This is a genomic window from Dyadobacter fermentans DSM 18053 (genome assembly GCF_000023125.1).
Taxonomy (GTDB): domain Bacteria; phylum Bacteroidota; class Bacteroidia; order Cytophagales; family Spirosomataceae; genus Dyadobacter; species Dyadobacter fermentans.
On record NC_013037.1, the window covers coordinates 5,015,132 to 5,041,808 of the forward strand.

20 protein-coding genes are annotated in these 26,677 nt (G+C 50.8%); 9 read left to right on the forward strand and 11 right to left on the reverse strand.

The features are described 5' to 3' along the window. Positions 1 to 42 precede the first annotated feature (42 nt). Positions 43 to 705 carry a hypothetical protein gene (locus tag DFER_RS20675; RefSeq protein WP_015813602.1) on the reverse strand — a complete coding sequence of 221 codons (663 nt, stop codon included), beginning with the start codon at positions 703 to 705 and terminating at the stop codon, positions 43 to 45. 108 nt (positions 706 to 813) lie between these two features. Here DFER_RS20675 and DFER_RS20680 point away from each other — a divergent pair, with 108 nt between their 5' ends. After that, complete coding sequence (locus tag DFER_RS20680) at positions 814 to 2,307, forward strand: M61 family metallopeptidase (RefSeq protein WP_015813603.1); 1,494 nt, start codon at positions 814 to 816, stop codon at positions 2,305 to 2,307. A 130-nt stretch (positions 2,308 to 2,437) separates the two neighbouring features. Here DFER_RS20680 and DFER_RS20685 read toward each other — a convergent pair whose 3' ends face one another. Together DFER_RS20685 and DFER_RS20690 are read right to left on the reverse strand one after the other, a co-directional pair. Beyond that, positions 2,438 to 3,349 (reverse strand): TIGR01777 family oxidoreductase, encoded by a 912-nt coding sequence (locus DFER_RS20685; protein ID WP_015813604.1) that lies wholly within the window; start codon positions 3,347 to 3,349, stop codon positions 2,438 to 2,440. Between the two features lie 30 nt (positions 3,350 to 3,379). After that, a complete protein-coding gene (locus DFER_RS20690; RefSeq protein ID WP_015813605.1) occupies positions 3,380 to 4,225 on the reverse strand; it encodes a lysophospholipid acyltransferase family protein in 846 nt (281 codons plus the stop codon). 272 nt (positions 4,226 to 4,497) lie between these two features. Here DFER_RS20690 and DFER_RS20695 point away from each other — a divergent pair, with 272 nt between their 5' ends. From DFER_RS20695 to DFER_RS20715, 5 genes are all read left to right on the forward strand, one after another. Continuing rightward, the gene (locus DFER_RS20695) at positions 4,498 to 5,967 is read left to right on the forward strand and encodes a M48 family metalloprotease (protein WP_015813606.1); all 1,470 of its coding nucleotides are present in this window, start codon (positions 4,498 to 4,500) and stop codon (positions 5,965 to 5,967) included. Positions 5,968 to 6,123: 156 nt separating this feature from the next. Next, positions 6,124 to 6,591, forward strand: coding sequence for a MarR family winged helix-turn-helix transcriptional regulator (locus DFER_RS20700; RefSeq protein ID WP_015813607.1), 468 nt, complete (start codon positions 6,124 to 6,126; stop codon positions 6,589 to 6,591). Between the two features lie 84 nt (positions 6,592 to 6,675). Next, entirely contained in the window at positions 6,676 to 8,007 is a 1,332-nt protein-coding gene (locus tag DFER_RS20705; RefSeq protein ID WP_015813608.1) for a TolC family protein, read from the forward strand. A 79-nt stretch (positions 8,008 to 8,086) separates the two neighbouring features. Then, positions 8,087 to 9,139 (forward strand): efflux RND transporter periplasmic adaptor subunit, encoded by a 1,053-nt coding sequence (locus DFER_RS20710; RefSeq protein WP_015813609.1) that lies wholly within the window; start codon positions 8,087 to 8,089, stop codon positions 9,137 to 9,139. A 24-nt stretch (positions 9,140 to 9,163) separates the two neighbouring features. Further along, positions 9,164 to 12,286 (forward strand): efflux RND transporter permease subunit, encoded by a 3,123-nt coding sequence (locus DFER_RS20715; protein WP_015813610.1) that lies wholly within the window; start codon positions 9,164 to 9,166, stop codon positions 12,284 to 12,286. An 88-nt stretch (positions 12,287 to 12,374) separates the two neighbouring features. Here DFER_RS20715 and DFER_RS20720 read toward each other — a convergent pair whose 3' ends face one another. The 5 genes from DFER_RS20720 to DFER_RS20745 all read right to left on the reverse strand — a co-directional run bounded on the left by DFER_RS20720 (position 12,375) and on the right by DFER_RS20745 (position 15,413). Continuing rightward, positions 12,375 to 12,809, reverse strand: coding sequence for a PIN domain-containing protein (locus DFER_RS20720; protein ID WP_015813611.1), 435 nt, complete (start codon positions 12,807 to 12,809; stop codon positions 12,375 to 12,377). Further along, positions 12,806 to 13,012: a hypothetical protein gene (locus DFER_RS20725; RefSeq protein ID WP_015813612.1), complete on the reverse strand. Its 207-nt coding sequence runs from the start codon at positions 13,010 to 13,012 to the stop codon at positions 12,806 to 12,808. The genes DFER_RS20720 and DFER_RS20725 overlap by 4 nt, the downstream gene beginning before the upstream one ends. Before the next feature lie 139 nt (positions 13,013 to 13,151). Next, positions 13,152 to 13,394 carry a hypothetical protein gene (locus DFER_RS20730; RefSeq protein ID WP_015813613.1) on the reverse strand — a complete coding sequence of 81 codons (243 nt, stop codon included), beginning with the start codon at positions 13,392 to 13,394 and terminating at the stop codon, positions 13,152 to 13,154. Between the two features lie 461 nt (positions 13,395 to 13,855). Beyond that, the gene (locus tag DFER_RS20740; protein ID WP_015813614.1) at positions 13,856 to 14,341 is read right to left on the reverse strand and encodes a PIN domain-containing protein; all 486 of its coding nucleotides are present in this window, start codon (positions 14,339 to 14,341) and stop codon (positions 13,856 to 13,858) included. Next, entirely contained in the window at positions 14,322 to 15,413 is a 1,092-nt protein-coding gene (locus tag DFER_RS20745) for a helix-turn-helix domain-containing protein (RefSeq protein WP_015813615.1), read from the reverse strand. The genes DFER_RS20740 and DFER_RS20745 overlap by 20 nt, the downstream gene beginning before the upstream one ends. Positions 15,414 to 15,606: 193 nt before the next feature. Between DFER_RS20745 and DFER_RS20750 the strand changes: the two genes are divergently transcribed. Continuing rightward, positions 15,607 to 16,386 carry a hypothetical protein gene (locus DFER_RS20750; protein WP_015813616.1) on the forward strand — a complete coding sequence of 260 codons (780 nt, stop codon included), beginning with the start codon at positions 15,607 to 15,609 and terminating at the stop codon, positions 16,384 to 16,386. A gap of 67 nt (positions 16,387 to 16,453) precedes the next feature. Here the strand turns inward: DFER_RS20750 and DFER_RS20755 are convergent, their stop codons facing one another. The 3 genes from DFER_RS20755 to DFER_RS20765 all read right to left on the reverse strand — a co-directional run bounded on the left by DFER_RS20755 (position 16,454) and on the right by DFER_RS20765 (position 21,701). After that, on the reverse strand, positions 16,454 to 18,937 hold the full coding sequence (locus DFER_RS20755; protein ID WP_015813617.1) for a glutaminase family protein: 2,484 nt from the start codon (positions 18,935 to 18,937) through the stop codon (positions 16,454 to 16,456). A gap of 180 nt (positions 18,938 to 19,117) precedes the next feature. Then, positions 19,118 to 19,282: a hypothetical protein gene (locus DFER_RS30605; RefSeq protein WP_229206070.1), complete on the reverse strand. Its 165-nt coding sequence runs from the start codon at positions 19,280 to 19,282 to the stop codon at positions 19,118 to 19,120. 253 nt (positions 19,283 to 19,535) lie between these two features. Next, the gene (locus tag DFER_RS20765) at positions 19,536 to 21,701 is read right to left on the reverse strand and encodes a protein-disulfide reductase DsbD family protein (protein ID WP_015813619.1); all 2,166 of its coding nucleotides are present in this window, start codon (positions 21,699 to 21,701) and stop codon (positions 19,536 to 19,538) included. A gap of 231 nt (positions 21,702 to 21,932) precedes the next feature. On the opposite strand from DFER_RS20765, the gene argB reads away from it, so the two are divergent. Together argB and DFER_RS20775 are read left to right on the forward strand one after the other, a co-directional pair. Next, positions 21,933 to 22,718, forward strand: a complete 786-nt coding sequence (gene argB / locus DFER_RS20770; RefSeq protein WP_015813620.1) for an acetylglutamate kinase — start codon at positions 21,933 to 21,935, stop codon at positions 22,716 to 22,718. A gap of 659 nt (positions 22,719 to 23,377) precedes the next feature. Further along, positions 23,378 to 26,677, forward strand: coding sequence for a SusC/RagA family TonB-linked outer membrane protein (locus DFER_RS20775; RefSeq protein WP_015813621.1), 3,300 nt, complete (start codon positions 23,378 to 23,380; stop codon positions 26,675 to 26,677).

Below are 26,677 nucleotides of genomic sequence, written 5' to 3' on the forward strand. Positions count from 1 at the left end.
GGTTAGTTCAAATGAAGACTTAAAAATCAGGCCTGAGCCTTTTTACAGGAATGTTACCCTGAAAACGAACGGGCTGCCGTAAGGCGACAGGTTCTGGCCGCTGTATTTGTCGATCTGGCTGTCGTAGCTGAAATTATACAAGGCCGTTAAATGCACTGCTTTGATAAATTTCCCCCCAATAGGCTGCGAATAGGATGCCCCGGCCATCGGTGAGCCGAGCCACTGCCGTTTTTGGTAAGATCCTACGACATTCATCGCCTCAAATTCGCCGATGATGTTGACGACGGGGATCACATTGTACATCAGAAACGCGCGCCCGCCGTAGTAAGCCGTGTTGATATCATAATATTTATAGCGGAAATACATGATTGTCGCACCTACGCCGCCTACGAGTTTTTCAGTCAGCTCATATCCCGCCATCGGCGAAACGTTGATGTTTGTTACCGTTCCAAGGCTTAGCCCGAAACTCCCGCCGAGACGGAGCCTTTCGATGAATTTCTTATCCTTAAAATCTTCCAGCTTCTTCTTTTCCGCCAGCACCGGCTTCTGGTCCTGGGGGTTTCTTTCAATGGGAGGGACTTCCTTTCTTTCCGGCTGCTCCTTGCGAAGGGAGTCGGGACGGTAGTATTCGTCTTGCGCCATCAGGGAAGGACTGATCAAAACCGCCAGCAGAAACATCACTGGCAGGAGGATTTTGCTTTTCATCTGAAAATCGTTTGTTTTATAATATTGTAACTGGTAACGTAGGAACTTCTGTTTTTGGTCTTCTCCAAACTGCGCTTCCGGCTCCTCTTAACACCACGCGTTTCGCTTATGCATTATTACGTTTCCGTACCTGACCCGCAATCCCGTTTTCTCGACATTACCTACACCATCCCCGAAATCACCAGCGATCACATCGAGATCCAGCTGCCTGCGTGGCGGCCCGGGCGGTATGAGCTTCAAAATTTTGCCAAAAATATTCAATTTATCGAAGCGACCTCACCCGCTGGTCACAAACTGCCTTTGCATAAAGTAACCAAAGACCGCTGGCGCGTTGGAACGGCGGGCGAAAACGAGGTCCGGATACATTATACTTACTACGCAGCCATTCAAAATGCGGGCAGCAGCTATGTGGACGAGGGATTGTGGTATCTCAATTTCGTCAACTTCTGCATGTACACCGAAGGCCGCATGACGGAGCCTTACCACGTGGAGCTGGATTTGCCCGAAGGATACCAAATCGCGTGCGGTTTGCCATCGGCTGGTAAGAATGCATTATCGGCCAGGGATTTTTATCAGCTGGTCGACAGCCCGATGCTCGCCTCGGCAACCTTACAGCAGTGCGACTACGAAGTCCGCGGCGTGCAGTTTAAAATATGGATGCACGGCAACCTGAAACCTAACTGGCGCCGCATCGAGCGCGATTTCCGCCGCTTTTCCCGCGAGCAGATCGCGATGATGCAGGAATTCCCGGAAAAAGACTACCATTTCCTGAACCTCATTTTACCCACCGCATTCTACCACGGCGTGGAGCACCAGAACTCGACGATGGTGGTGCTCGGCCCAGACGATGAGGGCGAAGGCCTGTATGCCGACCTCCTCGGCGTGAGCTCGCACGAGCTTTTCCATGCCTGGAATATCATCCGCATTCGTCCTGCGGAGCTGTTACCCTATGATTTTACCAAAGAAAACTATTTCCAAACCTGCTTTGTGGCCGAAGGCTGCACGACTTACTATGGCGACTTGTTCCTGAAACGGGCCGGCGTGTTCAACGACGAAACCTACATCAAGGAATTGCAGGTGTATATGAAGCGCCATTTCGAAAGCAGCGCCCACGCCGCGCAATCGCTGGCCGAATCGTCGTTCGACCTTTGGTTGGATGGCTACGAAAAGGGCATCCCGAACCGTAAAGTGTCGGTGTACCACAAGGGTGCATTGGTAGCGCTCATTCTGGATTTGTATTTGAGGAAAAAAACCAACCACACCCAGTCGCTGGACGATGTGATGCGCCTGCTATGGGTGCGTTTCGGCAAGCCATTTATCGGTTACACGGTTCAGGATTATATCAATATTGTAGAGGAAGTAGCCGGCGAATCGCTGGAATGGTACTGGCATGACTGCATTTTTACTGCCACGCCGCTCGAAGACCGCCTGAACGAGGCGCTTGCATTCGTAGGCTTGCAAATGTCGGTTTTCAGCAATGGCAATGTGCAACTGAACGTGCTGGATGATTTTAAGGCACAACTCCAACGGGAAAAATGGCTCGAAACCGCACAGGTGCTGACGATTGACGAAGAGGAGTTGGAGAGTGACGAGGAGGAGTGATTTTACTTCGGCTGTCGGCTGTCGGCTTTCGGCCTTGCGATGTGCCGGACAGGCGACAGCGGTTTCCGGTTGCTGGGCGCTGACTACTGAAAGCCGACAGCCGATCGCCGACAGCCGACAGCCGAAGTTTTCAAACCAATTCCGCTTTCAACGCCGCTTCAAGCTCGCCATATTGGTATTGAAACCCGGTTTCGCGTTCAATTCTTTCATTAATTACATAATTGCCGCCCAGCACCACTGCTGACATTTCGCCAAAAACAAGCTTCAATGCAAATGCTGGTACATTTGGGAACCATTGGGGGCGGTGGAGGACTTTGCAGATCGCTTTGGTGAGGCCTTCGTTGGTCACTGGCGGCGCGGCTACGGCATTATATGCACCTTGCCAGTTTTCGTTTTCGAGCGCTTCGATATACATTTTGCACATATCATCGAGGTGAATCCACGAAATCCACTGCTTTCCCGAGCCTAGCGGCGCGCCCACGCCGAAGCGGGCGGGTAATGCAATTTTCGGGATCGCGCCGCCTTCCTTGCTGATCACAATGCCCGTGCGGAGCTTTACCGTACGAATGCCCAACGCGGCAATTTCATCGGCGGCTTTCTCCCATTCAACGCTCACGTGCGAGAGAAAATCATGGCCTGCGGGCGTGGATTCGGTGTTTTTCTGATCGCCGGTATCCTGGCCGTAGTAGCTGATGCCCGATGCCGAGGCGAATGCGACGGGCTTGTTGGGTGCGTGCGCGAGCTTTTTGGCTATGAGTTTAATGGATTCCGTGCGGCTGGCGAGGATGTCTTTTTTGCGTTCTTCGGTCCAGCGGCCTTCGCCTACATTGGTACCGGCCAGATGCACGAGGAAATGCACATTGTCGAGCGCGCCCTCTTCGATGTATCCCTTTGAAATATCCCATTCAAAAACCTGAACGGATGGAATGGTGGCCTTTTTCCGGCTCAGAAATGCCACTTCATAACCTTTTTCGAGGAGCATTTGCGTCAGCCGCTTGCCTATCAGCCCGGTGCCGCCGGTGATCAGTACTTTCTTTCCCATAATGTGTGGTATCAAAAAAGCCGTACCATGCTAGATGTTTGTCGGCTGTGCATCTCCATTTGGCGAAGCGTCGCCCGGCGAAACCTCTCCCGGCGCCTCCTGTTCGATCGCCTGCGTGACGCGTGCGACCATTTGCTCAACCGATTCGCCCGGCAGGAAATGCATGGGCGGCTTGAACTGCACAGTGAGCTTCGTGTTTCGCTTCTTGAAACGTAATCCTTTTTTATCAAATGCCCTTCTGAAACCGTTGATCACGACCGGGATGACGATTGGGTGGTGCTCGCTGATCAAATGCGCGGTGCCTTTGCGTACAGGGGCGTACGGTTTGGTGGTGCCTTGCGGGAAGCTCACCACCCAGCCATGCTGCAAGCCCTCGCCAATGCGGTCCTGGGCGGAGGTGTCGAGCTGGCGTTTCACATCCTCGCCATTTGCCCGCCACGAGCGCTCGATGGTAATGGCGCCGCCCATGCTGAATATTTTGGGTAAAAGTCCGCCACGCATCGTCTCGGCGGCGGCCACGTAATACATTCTTGCACGGGGCGAAAAGAGGTAAAACGGTGGCGACATGGTGTCTTTGTAGCCCCATTTCACGGCACAAAAAATGTGGAAAAATGCGATGACGTCCGCGAAATAGGTTTGATGGTTGGACAGGAAAAGCACGCCCTGATCGGGAAGGTCCATTAAATGCTCGGTGCCGGTAATGCGGATCTTATTGACGGCCGTGTACCGGTAATAGGTAAACCAGCCCAGTATGAAGATTAATAATCGTTTGATTGTCAGTAAATTGCCGAATGGGTCTTTCTCGAACAGTCCCAGAAAATCTAGTCGGGCAAGCAAGGATGGAAGCGCGCTATATGTGATTTTTTTAAAACTCATAGTGCTGTAAAATGAGGCATGTACGGGCGTCAGGTCGGGTTTGTATAAAATATCTGTTCCGCTTGAATTGTGGACTAAGGCGTAATTTATGGAATATGCCTTGGGAATGGAAAATATTTTTGAACGGCAGCACGACGCCAGTTTTGGAACGCCTATTGATAAAAGCCAGCGGCCGATCGCTCAATGCGCGAATTGGCATGATTCTTTGCATAAAAGTTGACAACAACGTTTAATTTTGGCAACTCCTTCTAACTAGTAATTTTCACACTAATATGAAAATGAAATACGCATTTCGCATTCTGCCGGCAGTTGTGGCGGCTGGAATGCTCGCAGGCTGTTCTAAAAATCCGGTGACGGGCAAAAAAGAGATCGTCTTCATGTCCGAAGAAAAGGAAAAAGCGCTCGGAGCCGAATCGCACCCGTCTATTGTGGCAACAATGGGCATTTACGATGATAAAAACCTGCAATCCTTCATCAATGAAAAGGGGATGGCGATGGCCAAAATTTCCCACCGGCCGGAATTGCCCTACAAATTCTTCATCGTAGACTCGCCCGTCGTGAATGCATTTGCGGTGCCTGGCGGTTACGTATACTTTACACGGGGAATTATGGCGCATTTCAATAATGAAGCAGAATTCGCCGGGGTACTAGGCCACGAAATCGGCCACATTACCGCCCGCCACTCGGCGCGTCAGCAAACTTCCCAGATTTTTGGTCAGGTAGGTCTGGCGGCCGGGATGATCCTCTCGCCGCAGGTCCGCGCCATGGGCGAGCAGGCGCAGCAGGCATTGGGCTTGCTCTTTTTGAGTTACAGCCGCGATCACGAGACCGAATCGGATAAAATCGGGGTGGATTATTCAAGCAAAATCGGGTACGATGCGAAAGAGATGGCCGATTTCTTTGGTACACTGAAACGCATCTCTGAAAAGGCCGGACAGTCTATTCCTACTTTCCAGTCTACCCACCCCGATCCGGGCGACCGTATGTCGAAGGTGAGCAAGCTGGCAACGCAATACCAGACCGAGCATCCGGGCAAATACAATGTGAACCGTGATGCGTACCTGCGCAAAATCGACGGCATTATATATGGTAATGATCCGCAGCAGGGATTTGTGGAGAACAACACGTTTTACCACCCGTCGCTGAAATTCCAGTTCCCGGTGCCGAGCGGCTGGCAGTATGAAAACTCCCCGGCGCAGTTTCAGATGGCCGCCAAAGACGGTAAATCAATGATGCTGTTCACGCTCGCGCAAGGCAAAAGGTTGGAAGAAGCCGCGCAGACAGTGGTGAAAAACTACGGTTTGAAAGTGATTGACAATGAAAAGGCCACTATTAATGGCAACCCCGCGATCGTGATGACGTCGCAGCAGGTGGAGCAGGGTGCGAATGGACAGGCTGCGGCAGCAACGGCAAATACGATCCAGGTGGCGACGTGGCTGATCCAGTACGGCGGCAATATTTACGCGATCCACGGCGTGGCTGCGGCGGGTAACTTCGCGGCGAATGCCGGACAGTTCCGCTCGGTAGCGCAGGGCTTCAAATCCGTTTCGGATGGCAATATTCTCAACCGCCAGCCGGAGCGTATCCGCATCAAAACCGTGCAGCGCGACGGCACACTGCGCGACGCGCTGAAAGATGCGAACCAGCCTGATAATAAGCTGGATGAGCTCGCGATCATCAACGGTATGGCGCTCACGGACAAGGTGACGAAAGGCTCGCTTTTCAAGACACTGGGCAAGTAGAATACTTCGAAAAACAGGAGAGCGGCGGCATCAAACGATGTCGCCGCTCTTTTTGTTAGCCATTCATCCAACGCATTCAACCATTAATCCTGTTATCAAAAACTTTTTCATCTGAAATTTGGTTGACATATCAACACATTTTACCTTTGTATCATCATGAGCGCAAACATAGATAGCTGGCAGAACCTTCGGGAAGAATTGAAGAACTCATTGCAGTTCAAACTGGGGGCTGTCACGAAAACTGTTTTCAAGAAAATGAATGCCGAGCTGGTCAATGAGGGGATACCCGTGCTGGCCGAGCAGCTTCCTATTCTGATGGTTGTATATTTCCAGGAACAGGCGCGAACGCAGCAGGACATTGCCAATATTTTGCAAAAAGATAAAGCGGGAATCCAGCGTTCTGTGCAGACATTGCATAAGGATGGTTTCCTGAAAATTGAAAGTGATATTGAGGACAAAAGAAAGAACCTGATTTCACTGACGCCGAGCGGCAAGTTTGTCTGCGAGCGCATTCAGTCGCTGGCTATCGCATTCAACAATCAGATTATGGAGCATTTTAGCGAGCAGGAATGGGATACGTTCCTGGGTTACCTGGACCGCGTCGTGAAAGTAGTAGACAAATAAAAATTTTTAAATAAATAGTTGACATATCACCAGTAGAGGTATCAACTATCTACCATTAGCCACAAATCAACAACTCGTCAGAAAATGAAAAGTAAATGGATCGCAGCAATCATGGTCGCAGCCGCCTCGGTGGCGCCGGGCTGGGCTCAAACGAGCCTGACTTTGAAGGATTGCATTGCATACGGGATCAAGAACAACGGGAATGTCAAAATAGCCCAGTATAAGGAAAGTACGGCCGTTCAGCAAGGACGAGAGGCGCTTGCGGGTTATCTGCCGCAAGTGGCGGGTAATGCCTCGCTCGACGATAACCTGAAACTGCAATCGACCGTGCTGCCGGGCGCATTGTTTGGCGGGGAAGACCGTCGCGTGGCGCTGGGTACCAAATACCAGAGCAATGCATCGGCCCAGGTAGACCAGGTGGTGTTCGACCAGGCGATGCTGATCGGCATTAAGGCCAACAAGCCTAACCAGCAAAATGCAGTGCTGAACTCGCAGCGGACGAAGGAAACGATCATATATAATGTCGCCAATGCTTATTACCAGGTGTTTGTAACCCAGCAGCAGATCGCGCTTTTGAAGGATAATCTGGATAAAACGAGTCAGATCCTGGGTACATTGAAGCTGCAACTCGACAATGGCGTGATCAAGAAAGTGGATTACGACCGCACGCAGGTGAATTTGAATAACATCAAATCACAACTCACACTCGCCGAAAGTAATCTCACGCTTTCCGAAAACCAGCTTAAATTCCAGATGGGCATGCCGCTGACCGAACCGTTGGTTTTGGCAGACAATCCGCTGGAACAGCCATTCAAGCTCGTGGAACCGGGCGCGTTCGAGGCTTCCAACCTGACGGATTTTAAAATACAAAACCTGAACATGGAGTTGCAGGAGCTGGAAAAAGCGCGCATCAAGGCCGGTTACCTCCCCAAAGTGTCGGTTTACGGCCGTTATGGCGTGCAGGCGTTGGGCAACGACCTGGGTACTTCCTGGGGCAACTGGTTCAGCTACGGCGCCATCGGTTTGAAACTGAGCATTCCGATTTTCGACAGCTTCCGCCGCGATGCCCAATTCAAGCAGGCCGATTTGAACCTGATGACGCAGAAAGAGCAGCTGAAACTGAATGTGCAGAACTACGAATTGCAGAACAGCAACGCATTGACCCAGCTTCAAAAAGCGAAATCCAACCTGGCCAGCGACGAAAATAACGTGAACCTCGCGAAAGAAGTCTACGACGTAACGACCCTTCAATATAAAGAAGGCACCGTTCCGCTCACCGACCTCCTCAACGCCGAAACGTCCTACAAAGAGTCGCAAAGCAACTACATCAACTCGATGCTGAGCTACTACCAGGCCAAACTCGGCTTGGAGCAGTCACAAGGCAGTCTTAATACTTTTTACACAGCATTGCCATAAATACACTTCATCAATAAACATTCACTCGCTTGACATTCAGTCATTCAATCATTCAGTCATTCAACATTGAATTTTTCCCATGAAAAGAAAACTCATCATCATCGGTTCCATCGTCCTCATCGGCGTTTTGATCGGCGTAAGATTGGTCGCCAACAAGGCTAAGATCGACGAGAAGAAGAAAATGCCCGACAATAAAAACGTTACCATTCCGGTAACGGCCATGGCCGTGAAGGAAGGCAGCGCGGATCAGCAACTGATCCGCACGGGTAGCCTCATTCCATATAAAGAAGCGGAAATCATGGCCACCGCAGCCGGTAAAGTGCTTTCTGTGAAATATGAACTCGGCTCGCACGTACAGCAAGGCGCGACGATCGTGAAAGTGGACAGCAAGCTGAAAGAGCTGTCGCTCGAAGCTACGGAACTCAATATTAATAAATTGAAGAAAGACACCGACCGCTACAACAAGCTTTTGGCAGGTAATGCAGCCACCGAAGTTCAGGTGAACGATACCAAGTACAACTACGACAATGCATTGAACCAGGCCGAGCAGATCAAACAGCAGATCAGCGACGCGTCCATTCAGGCGCCGATCAGCGGCCGCATTGTGAAGAAGAACATCGAGCCGGGCGAGTTTGTGAACGTGGGCACTTCGCTGGGGACCATCCTGGATGTATCGCGCCTGAAAGTGCAGGTGATGATCAATGAAAATGATGTGTACAAGCTCAAAGAAGGCCAGCACGTGGCGGTGAGCACCAGCATTTTCCCTGGTAAAAAGATCGATGGCGTGATTTCCTACATCGCTCCGCAAGGCGACGAGTCGCACAACTATCCGGTGGAAATTACGGTGAAAAACTCGACGGAACTGAAAGCGGGTACATTCGTGAGTGTGGAATTCCAGCAAAAAAGCAGCGCGCAGTCGCTCCTAATCCCGCGCAGCGCCCTCGTGGAAAGCGTGCGTAACCCGTATGTGTACGTGGTGGAAGGCAATGTGGCCAAGCAGCGCAAGATCGAAGTGGGCCGCGAAGTGGGCGACAATGTGGAAGTACTCGGCGGCCTGAAAGCGGGTGAAACGGTGGTGACGACCGGCCAGATCAACCTCAGCGAAGGCGCCGCGGTGACCGTTACAAAATAACTTCATCAGCAAACTGAAAGAATTATGTCAATTACCGAAGTAGCCGTAAAGAGACCGCTCTTCATCACCGTAGTATTCGTCGTACTGGTACTATTCGGGTTGATCAGCTACAACCAATTGTCTTACAACCTGTTGCCTAAATTCGAGGCCAATGTTGTGAGCGTGATGACGACCTACCGCGGTGCTTCCGCGGACGAAGTCGAAACGAATGTGACGAAGCATATCGAGGATGCTGTGTCGGCCATTGAAGGTCTGGACCAGATCAACTCGACTTCGCAGGAAGGGGTATCGTCCGTGATTATCCAGCTCAAGCAGGGCATTAGCGTCGATTTGGCGCAGCAGGAAGCGCAGCGGAAAGTGGAGCAGGTGATTTCGCTCCTGCCCGACGACGCCGACCGCCCCGTGATCAACAAATTCTCGACCGACGAAATCCCGGTTTTGAGAATGGGTGTGACGGCGAACCTGTCGCCCTCTGCATTGTACGACCTGATCGACGACAAGCTGAAACCGCAGCTTTCGAACGTGGCGGGTGTGGGGCAGGTGACCATTATCGGTGGTACCGAGCGCCAGATCCAGGTGAATATCAGTCAGGATAAATTGAAGGCTTACCATTTGTCGATCAGCCAGGTTTCGGCCGCGATCAACAATGCAAACACTTCTTACCCGGCCGGCCAGGTGAAAACCCAGGACGACCAGTTGTCCATCCGTTTCGATGCCAAGCTCACTACGGTTGAAAATCTGAGAAATGTAATCGTAGGTAAATCTTCGAATGGCGGACAGGTCTTTTTGAGGGACATTGCCGAGGTGTATGACGGCGTGGCCGATGCTACGGCGGTGAATCACATCAATGGCCGTCCGTCGGTGGCATTGCAAATCCAGAAACAATCCGATGCGAACGCGGTGGACGTGAGCAAGCTCACCCGCGAGCGCCTGACGAGCCTGGAAAAGCAATATGCGTCGCAGGGTTTGAAATTTAACATCGCCTCTGACCAGTCCATTTACACATTGGCATCGGCCGACGCCGTGGTATTTGACCTTGGACTCGCCGTGTTGATTGTGTCAGTCGTGATGCTATTGTTCCTTCACAGCTTCCGGAGCTCGATGTTCATCCTCGTGGCGTTGCCGTCGTCGATGATCCCGACGTTCATTCTGATGAGCGTAATGGGCTTCTCGCTGAACCTGATGACGCTCATGGCGCTCTCGCTCGTGGTGGGTATCCTCGTCGATGACTCGATTGTGGTGTTGGAAAACATCAACCGCCACATGGAAATGGGCAAAAGCCGCTGGCAAGCCGCATTGGATGGTCGGGCCGAGATTGGTTTCACCGCATTGGCCATTACCCTGGTGGACGTGGTGGTATTCGTGCCGCTCGCATTGACGCAGGGCCTCATCGGTAATATTTTGCGCGAGTTCTCGCTCGTAGTCGTGTTCTCGACATTGATGAGTTTGCTCGTGTCATTCACCTTGACGCCGCTGCTTGCATCGCGTTTCGGTAAGGTGGAGGTTTTGGATAAAAACACGCTTTGGGGCCGTTTGAACCTTGGTTTCGAGAAATTTCTGGATAATATCAAAGAAGAATACGGTCGCATCCTCACCTGGGTGCTGGGCCACAAGCGCTACATTTTCCTGCTTTCTCTGGCATTGATCATCGGGTCGATTGCGTTGGTACCGGGCGGGTTCGTGGGAGCGGCATTCATGCAGCAAAGCGACCGCGGCGAGTTGAATGTGTCGATTGAACTCGCGCCGACGGCGTCCGTTTACCAAACCAACCAGGTAGCGCAGCGTGTGGAGAAAATCCTTTTGGCCAAACCCGAAGTGACCAAGGTATTTACCAATGTCGGTTACAGCAGCACCGGTTTGGGAACCACTTCCAACAGCAACATTGCCGATTTGACTGTGCAATTGGTCGATAAGAAAGAGCGTACGGTTTCTTCCGAAGAATTTGGTCAAAGCATTGAAAAAGAGGTATTGCAAATCCCGGGCGTAAAAGTGACCGTGGCGCCGACTTCGATTACCGGTAATGCCAACCAGGCGCCGATCCAGGTGGCCGTAAAAGGTACGGACATGACCGTGATCCGCAAAACGGCCGCGCAAGTGAAGGAAATCGTGGCTTCCGTGCCGGGAACTTCCAACGTGGATTACTCGGTGGACGACCCGAAACCGGAAGTAGGCGTGACCCTCGACCGGGAGAAAATGGCGCAGCTCGGCATCAATGCCGCCGAAGTGGGAGCGACCTTGCAAACCGCCTTCCGCGGCGACGACCGTTCGAAGTTCAAACAGAATGGTAAGGAGTACGACATCATGGTGAACCTCGACCAGATCGACCGTTCGAAAGCCGATGACATCCGCCAGCTCACTTTCGTGAACAACCAGGGCCAGACTTTCGAGCTCGCTCAGTTCGCGACCGTGAAAGAAGGCATGGGCGAAAGCGTCCTTCAACGCATCGACCGCCTGTCGTCGATCACGATCAACTCGCAGGTAATCGGCCGTCCATCCGGCTCGATCGGTGCCGACATCCAGGCCAAAATGGCCAGCGTGAAGCTCCCCGAAGGCATCAGCATCGAATACCGCGGTGACCTGAAAAACCAGGCCGACGCATTCGGCAGCCTCGGCGCGGCATTGCTCCTGGGTATCATTTTGATCTACCTCATCATGGTGGCGCTTTATGAAAGTACCATTTATCCATTCGTGGTACTCTTCTCGATCCCGGTAGCCCTCGTAGGCGCATTGACCGCCCTGGCTTTGACCATGGAAAGCTTGACGATCTTCTCGATTGTGGGTATGATCATGCTCCTCGGTCTGGTAGCCAAAAACGCGATTTTGATCGTGGACTTTGCGAATCAGCTGAAAGAAGAAGGTTATGCATTGAAAGAAGCGCTGATCGAAGCGGGTAAGGAACGTTTACGTCCGATCTTGATGACTACCATCGCGATGATTGCGGGTATGCTGCCGATCGCATTGGCCTCCGGTGACGGTGCTGAGGTGAAGAATGGGATGGCTTGGGTGATCATTGGGGGGTTGACCAGTTCCTTGCTTTTGACTTTGTTCCTGGTTCCTAGTGCTTATTATGTGGTGGATAGGATTAAGGAGAAGCTTGCCAAGCGGAAGAAGCGGAAGAATAGGGAGGAGTTGGTTTTGGAGGCTTGATGATGCCTTGGTGCTGGCGCCCAATGATCATGTCGGGTGGCATGGAGATGAATGAAACGCCCCGCTGTCGGTTGATAGCGGGGCGTTTTTATAGCAATGCATCATACAATTCGGCCGTGCTGATCGTTCGCTCGAAGCCCATCTTACGCAGGTGATCGACCAGCTTCTTATCGCCGGTCCATAGCATGGCGCCTGTTTGCAAGGCGAGAGCCACATAGTTAATGTCAAATGAATCAACGCCTGCTGTGAGCCGTTCCGCTTCTTTCCAATGCTCAGGCTCTATTAATGTTTCATTGTAAAGGTGCATGCTGGTGAGCACATCGAATAGGTCATCGATGACTTCATCAACTGATTTCTTTGAATACTTTACAATTTTGGATTGATGCTTGAAAAGCTCTACAACCGCATAATAGCAGCTTATGCGCCGGGCAGGTAAATCGGGATGGGTGAGAATTTTGGCCAGTTTACCATCTGGCGTGATGAGGGCACTGAAAATGATGTTTACGTCTACAACTATAATCACGTGATAAAACGGCTACGGTTCTCCGCCCACCATGTGCTATGCACTTCACGTGCGAGTTCTGCGGCCTCTTCCTCCGTTCCGGCATTTCGGGCGTTGGATTCGATGAAGCGGAAATAGCTGGTAAGCTTTTGTACTTCCTCCATATTGATGAGGGAAGCGTTGAGCCGTATGACGATGTCTTCGTTTTGTCTTTCAATTTTCATTGTCGCGTCGTCAGTTGTAATGACAATTTAACCAAATTTCGCAAGACATAATCCTGGGAATGAGCAGAAGGCTTGAAATCAACTATTAAAAGGGCTCAGAAGTCGAAGGATTGGCGATTCCTGAGCCCTTCATTTACAATCACGCTTTCACACTTTCAATGCGCTGCATGAAGAAGATCAGCTCCCGGAAAGTCATGAAAATGTCACTAACACGCGGATTGTAGCCCGCTTCTTGCTGAAATGCCATTGCATCGCTGTAAATCGACCACAGATGATCCAGCATTTCGGAAGGGCTGCCTGCGTTTAAAAGTTCCTGTACTTGCCTGCCATAGGCAAGGCATACCGAATCCGTAAATTCGGCTGTGTGTGTTGATGTTGTCATTATTTTACAATTTTTAGGTTGGAAAAATAATGCCCTGCCTAAGGTGACCTAACGTATGTAACTACGTCCGGGGGGCTTTCGCCACACCCACACCATCGCAGGGCAATGCTAGCAAGATTCTTCATGATGTTACAATTTTTAGGTAGGCGTAAGTTGGGAAAGCGGCGTAAAAAATGCAAGAAGATGTTACTGCGATTATCTGCCGGTCAATTTCTGGAATGTAAATGCATTGAGGGTTATAAGATTATGCGCGCCGCATATATTTCGCGAAAAGAATTGCTGTAAGTACTGGAAGATGGAAAATGTGCCCTGTTTTAGGTGTCCTAATGCACAGTAAAAGCATTCGGGTGGCTTTCGCAGTTCCCGCACCATAACAGGGCAAAACTTTAAAGCTTCTTTATCGGGAACTGTAAGTAATTTCAACATGAGCTATCTTAGGTTGCAAATGAGATAACCCATTATCAAGGCGACCATTGGTTAAGCCTAATCTTGCATTCTAAGAGAGGCAGCCGATGAAAACCTTTCATGAGCAGGCTCAATGCTTCGCAAAGTTCCAATCCCGTCGAGAGGCCCTGTTCGAAAAACAAGTCCATAAGCCAAAGCATCCCATGCACTTCAATGTGGTAATGTTGACACGTGCTACGCAAGAGTTGGTCGTTGGTGAGAATCAAATAATCTTCGCCAGTCTTGGCAAACAAAAACAAACCCGTGTCGACGACGGACAGCCCACGGGGAATCGGCCAACTCTCGATCAGCCTGATGTCGTCGGCGGAAAAACTGGAAACAATGAGATTACCGCTTTCAATGAATGGCGACAAAACAGCTTGTTGATATCCCAGCAGTTCGTTGATGACTTCTTCGGTCGTCGTTATGCTGACGCCGATTTTGAACAGGTTGATCTTGATGAGGTCGATGAAAATGTTGGTATCAGTGACCGCTATTCTCATCCAGCATCTTGTCTAAATATTCCCTGAATTCCGCGACTTTCATGTTCATCAGCGAGGCGGCTTTGCTTTCGGAGACAATTCCACAAGCCAGTGCTCGGAGAAGAAGTTGCTGAAATCGGTATGGTTCCTCAATTCCCGCAAAGCTGCCGCCATCGTGGGCTTTCAACCCTGCATTATATTGAACCATTTGTTCGGTAAAGTGGGATTGGGAAATGATCCCGTTTTGCCGGAGTGCTGATAAAATCACGCTGATCGGAGCACCATGAATGCGCTGAAAAAGTAAAAGTTCAGTGATATGAATTGAGGTACGGTACTCCCCAAAGGCTTCGATCAACGACAATCTCGGTGCTAACAGTGCCCCTGCAAAAGCATCGCAAACGGTCTTAGCTTCCTTCGTTTCCAGCTCCGAGACGTCGATGTACAGATTTACGAATTCCCGAAGCAATATAAAGCGTTTCCTGACAAGCGGGATAGCCGGGTTCTCGTTGACTACAATGCAACCTTTTTCTCCGCTGACAATGGTGGAGAATCCATCAAATGTGGCCTCGGGCAGCGATTCTTCTGAAACCATAAGAACTTTCAACCCATTCGTTTCCAAAATGCCGCTAATGTTGTGCAATGGACCGGTTCCTACGTTCCAGATCATCTGGCGAACATGCAATGCGGCTTGGTTTATTGCCGCATAATCGCCTGGCACCAGTTTCACGCTTTGAAATGGCCACTGAGTTTGATGCTTAATTCCAAGCAAATCTTCGAGTTCCAGAAATCGCTCAAAGTAATCGCTCGCCAACTCGAGAACGCGTCCGCCCGCCTTTTTTCCTGCTTTTTGGATTTTCTTCGAGTCGAGTTCAGCAACCGTTGCAAAAGAAGGTTTCAGAAAATAGTCAAGCGGCTGGTCAAGTGCATTACTCAGTTTGATCAACTGATTGCCATTGGGCACCTGGCTACCGTTTTCCAGCCTGTGCAGTAGTTGTTTGTTAAATGGTCTCCCTAGCATAATAGCCAATTTTTGTAGTGACAATCCCTTCATTTTCCGGGCGGTGGTCAATCGGTAGGGGAACGGCGAGTCCATGTTGAGTAGTGAAGGTAGGCGTTGTCCTGCACTTCGTGCCGTTAAGTTAGTGAATTGTTACAAAAACTAAAAAATGTCCGCAAAAGTCCGGCAAAGTCGATCAACTTGGAAATCAACTTGCAGATTTAACATCGCGCGTTAAATTTACAAGGATCAAAACCTGTCATAGCTCCAACCGTGTTCCGCTCTAAATATGAAACAATATATTCTTCCAAGCCTGATCCTGCTTATCAGCACCAGTGTCCTTGCACAGCAAACCACTGAGGCGAACCCTCAAAAGCCGTACGTGCAACTGATCCAGGGAAGCGAGCAATCCGCCTATAAACGTTTGGAACTTCGGTCGGATATTGATACGACATGGTTTCGGTGGAAGGAGCGGGGATATAGCTTTGGTTTTGCACGAGATAAAACACCGATGTACACGACCGTTGACGGCATCCTGAGCACGCCGTACATGATTCAGGTGCGCGGTAATGCAGAGGAACGGAACCGGAAGCGATGGGGATATCACGTGTTTGAAGGGTATGCGAAAGACGATAAGTCGCGCATCACCATGCTTGTCAATAAACATATCGAGGCTGAGCGACCGGTGGCAGAGCTTTACTATTACTCGACGGTCTATAACCACGACGAGACGGCCTACAACTGGTTTAAAATCGGCTCCGACGTTCGGCAGCATTCATTTATGTTCGGGCGCGACAAGGCGCTGTTCTACGGCTCGCTCAAACTGACCAACGCATTAACGCTCGGTGCGATCGGAAAAGAAGATGTTTCGGCCACAAAGCCGAACGGTGACGATGAACAGAATGCGGAGAAAGATGCCAAATATGTCAATTACAAAGAGCTGAAAAACGGCGGGGATGGGACGATCTTTTACGATAAGGATCGCGACATCGTAGTGATCAAAATCAAAGGGAAGTGGATGAAAGTCGCTGTGGAAGCGCTTCCGGATGGGGTTAGTTATGATTTCTAAAAAGGGCCAGAAATCGCCAAAACCTGACAACTTCTGACCCCTTGACTTCACGACTAAGCGAAGCTTACTACTTCCACTTCTCCCCAAGCACCTTCATCCAATAGCCCCCAACCACAGACCGCGCCCGAAAACCAACCGATTTCCCATTGGTAGTCTCATGCCAGTCGGATAATGGAATGCGATCGGTAGTGCCATTAGCATATTTAAACACCGGCGCAATCAGCGCCTGGAAGTCTTCCGGCTTTTCAGCTAATGTGGCCGTCCAGACGATCCAGTCGGATTTGGTGTACGTTTTGCGGCTGTCGAGTGGGAGGCCGAACGGTTGCTGTTTGGTGAGGTAATAGGCCATTTCCTTTTGGGCTACGGTGGCGGGGAACACGTTCAGGCCGAGGAGCTTGTCCCAGACGAGGTTGTATTTCTGGCTCCAAGTGCCTTTTTTGTCGAAGGTCAACGCGTAGTGGTTGCCGTCGGCGGCCATTTGCATCCATTTTTGGGCGAAGTCTTTGGTTAATGCATTTACTTCGGTGGCTTGCTGGGTGTCGCCGAGTTGTTCGGCGAGCTTGGCGTAAGAGGCGAGACCCATGATGGCTTTGATCGACAGGTTCGTGTTCCGGGCGAGGTGGCCCGCGAAATCGTCGGTGCAGAGCTGGTTGGCAGGGTCGAAGCCTTCTTTTTTCAGGTAATTGGCCCACACGGTGAGGGTTTGCCAATGCTTTTTGGCGAAATCCGTGTTACCCTCGGCTTTGGTGATGGCGTAGGTGAGGATGAGCATGTTACCGGCTTCTTCCACGGGCATGTCCTCGCCGTAGGTCTGGCCATTGGCGAGAGGGTAGGTGCCCACGTCGTGCGCAGCGAAAGGCTTGGTCCATTTGCCGCTTTCGGAATAATAGAAGATGGGCTCCATCATGCCTTTGAGCAGCGTCGGGTTATAAAGCAGGAACAATGGCGCCGATGGATAAGTGATATCGACCGTTCCAATAGAGCCGTTGCTGAAATTTTCTTTGGAGAAAAACAATGGCGTGCCGCTTGGGTCGGCGACGAGCTTGTGGGCTGAAATGGCCTGACGGTATGCCAATACGCATAGCTCGGCATACTGCTTGCCGCCGGCTTTGAATGCGTCGTCGTAAATGGTTTTGTCAGTCTGCTCGCAGGCGAGGAGGATTTTAGTGAAATCGGTTTCGGCGCTTTTCAGCTCTTCTGCGATGGTTTTGTTGCCCTCGCGGTTCCACCACGGACGGAGGTTTTGGCCAAAATATTGCACCGAATAGCCGTCGTCATAGCCCACCAATGCATGCAGCTGCTTGCTTTCGCTGCCTACTTTGCCTGCATTCAGTATCAATCCCATTGATTTCGCATCCGCCAATGCCGTGCCGGCCTGATCGGTGCTCAGCGAGCCTTTGGAGGCAAATTCTTTGATGATATCGGTCGGGATGCCGATGGCGGAGCCTTTTACCGCTGCCGCCGGAGCCGACAGGTAAGCCTGGCCCCAGTCAATGCGGACGTCGTCGCCCTTTCTGGCCAGCAGATTTTGAACCGTATTCGCAAGGGATAATGTGGTCAAACCATCCTGGTTCGCCTCTTTGCCGGTGACCGACTGGGTGGCGTCATGCACCGCCCAAAGTCCGGAAACCGCATTGAGAATGCTTACATCGTGCTGCTTGCCGTCGGACGACTTCACTTCGTAAACAATGTAATTCACGGGGCGGGAAATGAGGTCGAGGTTCTTCATCACCAGCGGCGCCACGAACTGGACAGTGAGCTGCACGGGGCCCGCTTCGAAATGGTAAATGGATTGCGTAGCCGTCATTTCAAAGCCGGTTTGCTTGGCAGGCGCAATGGCATCTGCACCTTTCGGGGCAATTTCATCGGCCAGGCCCACATCAATGTAGCCCGGCCCGGCGCCGTTTTTCACATAAGCAGCCAGCGTGTTTTTGCCCTTTTTCAATGCCTTCACCGCCGCCGGACTGATCGGTTTGAACTCATAATCGCTCGTAAAACAAGGCGCGCAATCGTAAGCGGGCACGCCGTTGATGAACACCTGCACATCATCGTCGTGGAAAATGTTCAATACAGGCTTCTCGAAATCGACATTTGTGAGGTTGAAATCGCGGCGGTACCAAAGTTCCTGCGGGAATTCGGTGCCTCCTTTGAGCATGGCATCGTTGCGCTCGTGCGTGCCGAATGGCGCGGGGCCCTGCTTCCAGGTGCTGATATTATAGCCGTCTTTGAACCACCATTTCGGGTCCGGCTTGGTGGTGGTGAATTTGGCAGTGTAGGGCTCCTGCTTGGCAGTTGGGAGGATGATTCGCATCTCGGCTGTGCCGGCGCCCATGAAGCGGTACGCCTTGCCGTCGACGCGGATGAGGCCGTCCATCGGATGCGGCTTGCCGGTCCAATGCTTCGTGATGGAGCCCGTGAGCTCATCGCCAAACGACCATACGCTCGTGTAGGGATCAATGGTCACCAGCGGCGTCGCCGGCGGCCGGATGGATTGGGCAAAAATCGTTGAGGTAGTAAGCAGCGTCAGCGCGGTAAGCCAGCGTTTGAGCATAGTTTCGGTCGGTTTTATGGAAATAGTGTTTGGTAATTATCCTGTAATGATAGGGGATAGGTCAATACAGAGCAATTTGAATGCGGATTTCGTTGCACGGAATGTGCTATTCGTCAGCGAGAAGTGCTGGGATGGTTTGATGTAGTGGAGGGAGTTGAATAAATGCTGGCGCGGTCACCGTCAGATTTTTTCATAGATCAATTGCTTCTCCTGATCAGTCTGACGTTTGATGTGTGAAGACAGGCCGTTGGAGCTGACCAAATCCACTTTGACTGCCAGCAGCTCCGCGAGCTGTTCCTGCATATCGATGAATGCGAAAAAGTCAGCGCCGTTTTCGTAATCCAAGTCTACGAGAATGTCAACATCGCTTTCGCTGGTATTCTCACCGCGGGGCTGCGGAGCTGAAAAGGTAAGCGCGTTTGACAGGTTTGTCCCGGAAAAATTGGGCCGCTATTTGAATGATTTGCTCCATAGCAGGATTTTTTTGATCCTAATATAGGAGTAATCCAGAGATGAACGTTTGCATCGCCACGGGATTCGTGGGCCTAGATAGACTTGAATTCTACCCATGTTGCGTCGCAACGCGACTTCCTCAATACTACTTCTTCCCAAAAGCCGCCTTCCCGCTATCCAAAAACGCTGCGAACTTCGCAGGGTCCAGATCGTAGTTTTTAGGCGAAACCAGCAGATTCCCCTCATGATCCACGAGGCAGTAATGCGGCTGGGCGTTGTTGTTGTATTTCACAATCTGCAAATCCGCATTCTGGGCGCCGATGGTTTTCTTCACCTTGTTATCGTATTTCGAGGTGTACCATTGCGATTCGGGGAGCTCGGTTTTGTCGTCCACATAGAGCGCCACGATCACATAATCGTTGTTCAGCCGCTGCAACACCGCCGGATCTACCCACACGCGGGCTTCCATTTCGCGGCAGTTTACGCAGCCGTGGCCGGTGAAGTCGATGAAAACGGGCTTGTTCACTTTTTTGGCGTAGGCCAATGCTTCCTGGTAATCGTAGAAACCTTCGAGTTCGTGGGGGAGATGGAAGAGGTCGGCGTACTTGCGAGATTCCCCTGCTAATGCAGAAGGCGTAGTTGCGGCAGCACTTCTTTTGCTCAGATCAAAATCCAATGTCGATTGCGGCGGCAGGTAACCGGCCAGGGCTTTCAATGGCGCACCGAACATGCCGGGGATCATGTATACCACAAATGTGAATGTCACAATAGCGAGCAGCAGGCGCGGGACGCTCACTTTTTCAATGGGTGAATCGTGCGGCGTGCGGATTTTACCTAACAAATAAAAGCCTAGCAACGCGAAAATGACGATCCAGAACGCCAGGTAAATCTCACGATCCAACAAATTCCAGTGGTAAACCTGGTCGGCGATGCTGAAAAATTTCAATGCCAATGCCAGTTCCAGGAAGCCCAAAACAACCTTTACCGCATTTAGCCAGCCGCCGGATTTGGGCAGCGATTTCAGCCATTGCGGAAACAATGCGAACGAGGTGAATGGAATGGCAAATGCCGCCGAAAATGCCGCCATACCCACGATCGGTTTCACGACTTCTCCGCCCGCCGAAGCCACCAGCAAGCTGCCGACGATGGGCCCGGTGCAGGAGAATGATACCAGCACCAATGTAAATGCCATGAAGAACACGCCTGCGTAACCTCCCTGATCTGCTTTTTGATCCATTTTATTCACAAACCCACTCGGCAGCACGATCTCGAACAGTCCCAGAAACGAGAGCCCGAACGTGATGAAAATGGCGAAAAACAGCAGGTTAGGCAGCCAGTGCGTGCTGAGGAAGTTTGCAAATGCCGGCCCATTCAGCCGCGACACGACGGTACCTATTAATGTATAGATGAGAATAATTGAAATACCATATAATAATGCCTTGAACTTGCCCTTTTCCTGGTTGGTGAAAAAGCTGACGGTCATCGGGATGATCGGGAAAACGCAGGGGGTAAGCAATGCCACCAAACCCGACAGGAATGCAGCCAATGCAAAGCCTAAGAGCGAACCGTCGGCTGGCGTGTCGGTGGCCGCGGTAACTTCGGTGGAGGCGGTTGGAGCAGTAGTTGCTGCGCTGGCACTATCGGCGGCTGCGGGATTGTCCGATGCGGAAATGGATATGGCAGTGTCGTTAGTTGCTGCGGAGGCCGATGCCGGTGTGGCTACGCCCGATGACGTGGTGGCTGCGGATTTGGCTGTTTCGGTCGCTGATGCAGCGCCTGATTGCGTGTTTGCGGGTGTCGCAGCGCCTACATGAGGCTGTGACCCTCCGGCGGCGGCTACTTTCAGTCCCTTGAATTCGAAATCTTCACCACCGGCAATGCAAAGCCCCGTTACGTGACTGCAGGTCTGGAATTCGGAAGCACCTTTGATCACCGGATTGTCGGCCAGGATCTTTACGGTTTGTTTAAAAACCCCTTTTCCTTCAAAATAACGTACATTTCCACCCCATACTTCCTCAAATTTGGTCTTCGGGCTTTGTGGCTTCAGCTTGCCTACTACTTCAAAGGTGTTGTTTTTTTCGAAGGTAAATGTCGTCAGCACCGGGCCCAGGTCCGGGTCGAAATCGGAGGAATACATGTACCAGTCCTTGTCGATGGTTGCGGTAAAAACCAGGTCGACGGTCTCGCCTTTTTTAACTTCCGGTTTGGAAAAAGAATATGTCCAGCGTGCCTTCGGTTTCTGAATCTGCGCCTGCACAACGCCGGCGACGAAGAGGACAATGCTGAGAATGAATAAAATACCGCGTTTCATGTCGATGTTTTGGGGTAATGTCTTAGGCCGGAATCATGCGCGGACGGTCCCTTCGCTTGCGTCGGAAATCCGTTGGTGTGGCAGCCCGGCGATCAATCTACAATTTTGATAGAGCTTTCTTAACCAACGTAATTTTCACAAAAAAATTCATCATTTGAAATTCCCTTTCCCCCGATTCGCGTTTTGGCTACCTTTGTCGCCTCAAATCCAGAATAGTTAACAGTTATTAACATGTCCCAGACCTTATACGTTGTCAAGATCGGCGGTAATGTGATCGATAATCCCGAAGCATGTACCCGTTTTCTCCAAGTATTTGCGCAGCTCGATGCCCCCAAAATCCTCGTCCACGGCGGCGGGAAGGTAGCCACGCAAATCGCCGCGAAATTGCAGATCGAAACACAGATGGTCGATGGCCGCCGCATTACCGACCAGCCGATGCTGGACGTGGTGACGATGGTTTACGGAGGACTGGTTAACAAAAACCTCGTAGCCCAGCTCCAAGCCGCCGGCTGCAACGCCATCGGCCTCACCGGCGCCGACGGCGGCATTATCCGTTCCGTAAAACGCCCTGTAAAAACGATCGACTACGGCTTCGTAGGCGACATCGAAGCAGTGAACGGCGCGCAAATCAGCGCCATCCTGTCGAGCAATCTCACGCCAGTGATCGCCCCGTTGACATACAGCGCCGAAGGCCTGCTCCTCAACACCAATGCCGACACCATGGCCTCCGCCACCGCCGTAGCCATGTCCGAGGCATTCGAAGTGAACCTCATTTATTGTTTCGAGAAAAAAGGCGTCCTCTCCGACCCGGACGACGACGATGCCGTGATCAGCAAGCTCATTCCCGCCACTTACGAAGAATATAAAGCATCCGGCGCCATTAATAAAGGTATGATCCCGAAGCTGGACAATGCATTCGCTGCATTGAATGCGGGCGTGAAGCAGGTGACCATTTGCCATGCGGATGAGCTGGCGAACGCGGTTTCGGGTGGGGCGGGGACGGCGATTGTGTTGTAATCTTCAAATCGTTAAGTGCACAGCCGCGGTCGAAACAAGTTCCAGCCGCCGGAGGCTTGTTGACGTATATATACTAACGTGAAGTTAGTTCGTGGCGCAATGCACGCATACACGAAGAGTGTACGTTAACGGGCCGTATTTAATCGCCTCGGTGTGAATTCACTTCACTTCCGCCATTTCTGAAAATTTAATGTGCCGTAACGCTCATTCGGCCAAATAGTATATGCCATTTACCGATTATTTATTAATTTTTTTTAATAAATATTTAAATGTTGTTAATAAAAATACTTAACTTTGGCGTCATATTCGTAGAACCAAAAACCTCTAAAATTCACATTCATTTAACAGAGCATGAAACACAAACTTGCCGCGTCAGCCAAAGAAGCTTTTTTCCTCTCTATCGGCGGTAAGTGCCCATTAACGATTTAAAGCCCGCCGGGTTCTCACCCAGCTCAGTTTGCCTAGCGGAAATGCCGCGCACGAAGCACGGGACGTAACAGCTTGACCAACCTCGATCCCAGGAAGAATGACCTTTGTTTATAAAAAATTTTAATATGTATAGGCGGTTTAACTAATTTTTTATTAAAATTGTGATAATTTTTAATACCAACAACAATCTAGCTTAACTTATGGGAAGAAATTTACATAGGCTTATCGTCATGTTGATGATGATAAGCGCCCCGGTTTTCGCCCAAACGATTACCGGTAAAGTTTCCAGCAGCTCCGACGGCGCCACGCTCCCCGGAGTTTCGGTGCTGGTGAAAGGTACTACCACCGGTACTACCACAGATGCCGATGGTAAATACAGCATTGCAGCACAGGGAAATTCTACCCTCGTGTTCTCTTACATCGGTTACAAAACGCAGGAACTTGCTGTTGGAAACGGTAGCGTGCTGAACGTAACCCTGGTTGAAGATGCCTCAAACTTGCAGGAAGTAACTGTAACGGCCTTGGGTATCCCTAAGGAGTCACGTGCGCTGGGTTACGCTACTTCGACGATCAAAAGCGAGACGCTTATCAAAACCGCTACACCAAACTTCGCAACCGCGTTGTACGGTAAGGCTCCGGGTTTGACCATCAACGCTACTCCGGGTGGAGCAACGTCAGGTGTGAGCATCAGCATCCGCGGTTTTAGCTCGATCACCGGTAACACTCAGCCCCTTATCGTTCTTGATGGTATCCCCATCCGTAACGGTGAAGCGCAAAACGGTGATTACTGGGGCGACCAGCGTATCCGCGGTAACGGTCTTCTTGACTTGAACCCTGCTGATATCGAAAACATTACGGTATTGAAAGGTGCATCTGCGGCTGCATTGTACGGTTCGGAAGCGGTAAACGGGGTTCTCCTTGTAACTTCTAAAACCGGTAAAGGAAGAAAAGGTCTTGGTGTTGATTTCAGCGCTAGTTACAGTGTTGATAAAATCGCTTACCTGCCACGTTACCAGAATGTAAGAGGTCCGGGTTACATGAAAAACTACCTCGATGGTGGTCAGGATGCCAACGGCTTCATTATGTATGATACCAATGGCGACGGCGTAGGCGACACAAGAGGTCTGTTGAACGCTACGGTGAACTTCGGTCCTAAGTTCGACGGACAGCCTGTGATGGCATTCGACGGAAAAATCCGCCCTTACTCGGCATCCGGAAACAGCTATGCGGATTTGTTTGAGAACGCAAGCAGCTCAAACATCAACCTTTCGGTATCCAAAGGCAGTGAGAACTCGACCATTCGTTTCTCTTTCACCCGCCAGGATAACGGAATGATCAGCTACAATGCCAAGAACAGCAAGAACATCGCCAACCTGAATGCCAGCTTCAATGTAAACAAGAAGCTGACGACCGATTTGATGGTGAACTACATCAACCAGAAGACGCACAACCGTCCGTTCAAGGTGGATCGTATGATCAACAACTTCACCGGTATGATGAACCGTTTCGAGTCTGCTGACTGGTATTTCGATAAATATCAAACCAGCCAGGGCTACAAATACGTAACGCAGGCATCCGGTAACCCAAGTTTGACTCCGGAAGAGAACATCCGATTCAATGGTTTCAAATCCGATATCGCGGATTACGTTTGGAATACCAGAAGAAATACTTCTGACGAATGGAGCGACCGTGTGATCGCCAGCATTACACAACACTGGCAGATCACCGACGAATTGAAACTCCGTGGCCGTATCGGTGCTGACGTTACCGGCGAGCGTATGGAAAACAACAATGCTACCGAAAGGCCGCTGGCATTCGGTTACTCAGGCGGTTTCAGCATGGCTAACAACGCTTACAGAAACGTTTACGGTGAGGCTTTGTTGACCTACAACAAAAAACTGACCGACGATGTGTCATTGGCATTGATGGCAGGTTACAACGCTTATAAGCAAGCCAACACCCGAATCAGTTCAAGCACTGAAGGTGGATTGAGCACTGAGAACTTCTTCGACCTGTCGGCGTCGGTAAACAACCTGAGCGTTACAAGAAGCCGTGACCGCTGGACCCGTGACGCGCTTTTGGGAACTGCCCAGTTCGACTTCAGAGGCTTCATTTTTGTGGAAGGTACCGTTCGTAGGGACCGCACTTCTACACTCGCCCCAGGCAACAATGCATTCGTTTATCCTTCTGTGAACGCATCGTTCGTGTTCACCGATGCCCTGGATCTGCCGGCTTTCTTTAGCTATGGTAAATTGAGAGGATCTTGGGGTGAAGTGGGTAACTATCCGCAGATCTACGCTGCAAACGTAGCTTATCAGCAAGGTAGCTTGAACGTTCAGCAAAATGGCGGCCAGTCGGTACTTTATACTACTATGGCTAACGCCTACGGTAACGACAAGATCCGTCCTGAAAGAAAGCGTGAATTTGAATTCGGTTTGGAGACTAAATTCTTCAACAACCGTATTGGCCTCGACATTGCATACTATAATGCACAGATCGTAGACCAGATCCTTCCATTGTCGATCGCTTCGTCATCAGGAGCACGCTCGATCCTTGCTAACGTAGGTACTTTGAGAAACAAAGGTTTGGAAGTTGCGTTGAACGTGTCGCCTATTCAGGGTAAAACTTTTAACGATTTCAACTGGGATCTGACTTTGAACCTTGCGAAAAACGTAAACAAAGTAGAGAAACTGGCTAACAACTCTACCGAGTTGCTGCACTCCGACCTTGATGGTAACGCTGCCCAGATCCGTTCGGTAGTAGGCCAGCCAATGGGTGACATTTATGCGCACGGTATCCTTACAAACGAGCAAGGCCAGAAAGTAGTAGGACCGAACGGTCTGTACCAACTGGACGGAGCAAACTGGATCAAAGTAGGTAATGCAATGCCTAAACTGACCGGTGGTTTGGTGAACAGCTTCTCATGGAAAGGCTTCACACTCGACGCGATCACAGATTTCCGTTTCGGTGGTTCTATCATGCCAACCGGTATCAACTGGATGACCTCACGCGGTTTGACAGAAGAAAGCTTGAAATACATGGACGCGGCGAGCGGCGGTTTGAGCTACTACCAGGATGCGAATGGAAAAGGTGTACCAACCACGGCTGCAACAGGTCCTAACGGCCAGACTGTATACCACGACGGTATGCTGATGGAAGGTGTACTCGCCAGCGGCGAAGCTAACACCAACATTGTGTCACAGGCGGTGTATTACAATGCTACTTACAACTGGGGTGGTCCACAGTACGGTAACTCACGTTACGAGCTGTACGTTAAGAAAAACACTTACATCAAAATGCGCGAGCTTTCATTGGCGTACCGCCTGCCATCGTTTATCGGTAGCAAAATCGGTGCTTCGAACGTGACGGTTTCGGTATTCGGACGTAACCTGTTCTTCTTCTACCGTACCATCAAAGACCTGGATGCTGAACAGACCAATGTTTCTACAAAATGGTATGAAAACATCAACAACGCCGGATCTAACCCATCTTTCCGTACTGCGGGTGTAATGTTGAGAGCCAGCTTCTAA

What these genes read in the sequence shown, in the direction of transcription:
- DFER_RS20675 (WP_015813602.1), bottom strand. Translation starts at nt 705, where the DNA reads ATGAAAAGCAAAATCCTCCTGCCAGTGATGTTTCTGCTGGCGGTTTTG.
- DFER_RS20765 (WP_015813619.1), bottom strand. Translation starts at nt 21,701, where the DNA reads ATGAAACGCGGTATTTTATTCATTCTCAGCATTGTCCTCTTCGTCGCC.
- DFER_RS20730 (WP_015813613.1), bottom strand. Translation starts at nt 13,394, where the DNA reads ATGACAACATCAACACACACAGCCGAATTTACGGATTCGGTATGCCTT.
- DFER_RS20715 (WP_015813610.1), top strand. Translation starts at nt 9,164, where the DNA reads ATGTCAATTACCGAAGTAGCCGTAAAGAGACCGCTCTTCATCACCGTA.
- DFER_RS20745 (WP_015813615.1), bottom strand. Translation starts at nt 15,413, where the DNA reads ATGGACTCGCCGTTCCCCTACCGATTGACCACCGCCCGGAAAATGAAG.
- DFER_RS20680 (WP_015813603.1), top strand. Translation starts at nt 814, where the DNA reads ATGCATTATTACGTTTCCGTACCTGACCCGCAATCCCGTTTTCTCGAC.
- DFER_RS20690 (WP_015813605.1), bottom strand. Translation starts at nt 4,225, where the DNA reads ATGAGTTTTAAAAAAATCACATATAGCGCGCTTCCATCCTTGCTTGCC.
- DFER_RS20725 (WP_015813612.1), bottom strand. Translation starts at nt 13,012, where the DNA reads ATGAAAATTGAAAGACAAAACGAAGACATCGTCATACGGCTCAACGCT.
- DFER_RS20740 (WP_015813614.1), bottom strand. Translation starts at nt 14,341, where the DNA reads ATGAGAATAGCGGTCACTGATACCAACATTTTCATCGACCTCATCAAG.
- DFER_RS20705 (WP_015813608.1), top strand. Translation starts at nt 6,676, where the DNA reads ATGAAAAGTAAATGGATCGCAGCAATCATGGTCGCAGCCGCCTCGGTG.
- DFER_RS20685 (WP_015813604.1), bottom strand. Translation starts at nt 3,349, where the DNA reads ATGGGAAAGAAAGTACTGATCACCGGCGGCACCGGGCTGATAGGCAAG.
- DFER_RS20695 (WP_015813606.1), top strand. Translation starts at nt 4,498, where the DNA reads ATGAAAATGAAATACGCATTTCGCATTCTGCCGGCAGTTGTGGCGGCT.
- argB (WP_015813620.1), top strand. Translation starts at nt 21,933, where the DNA reads ATGTCCCAGACCTTATACGTTGTCAAGATCGGCGGTAATGTGATCGAT.
- DFER_RS20750 (WP_015813616.1), top strand. Translation starts at nt 15,607, where the DNA reads ATGAAACAATATATTCTTCCAAGCCTGATCCTGCTTATCAGCACCAGT.
- DFER_RS20775 (WP_015813621.1), top strand. Translation starts at nt 23,378, where the DNA reads ATGTTGATGATGATAAGCGCCCCGGTTTTCGCCCAAACGATTACCGGT.
- DFER_RS20710 (WP_015813609.1), top strand. Translation starts at nt 8,087, where the DNA reads ATGAAAAGAAAACTCATCATCATCGGTTCCATCGTCCTCATCGGCGTT.
- DFER_RS20755 (WP_015813617.1), bottom strand. Translation starts at nt 18,937, where the DNA reads ATGCTCAAACGCTGGCTTACCGCGCTGACGCTGCTTACTACCTCAACG.
- DFER_RS20700 (WP_015813607.1), top strand. Translation starts at nt 6,124, where the DNA reads ATGAGCGCAAACATAGATAGCTGGCAGAACCTTCGGGAAGAATTGAAG.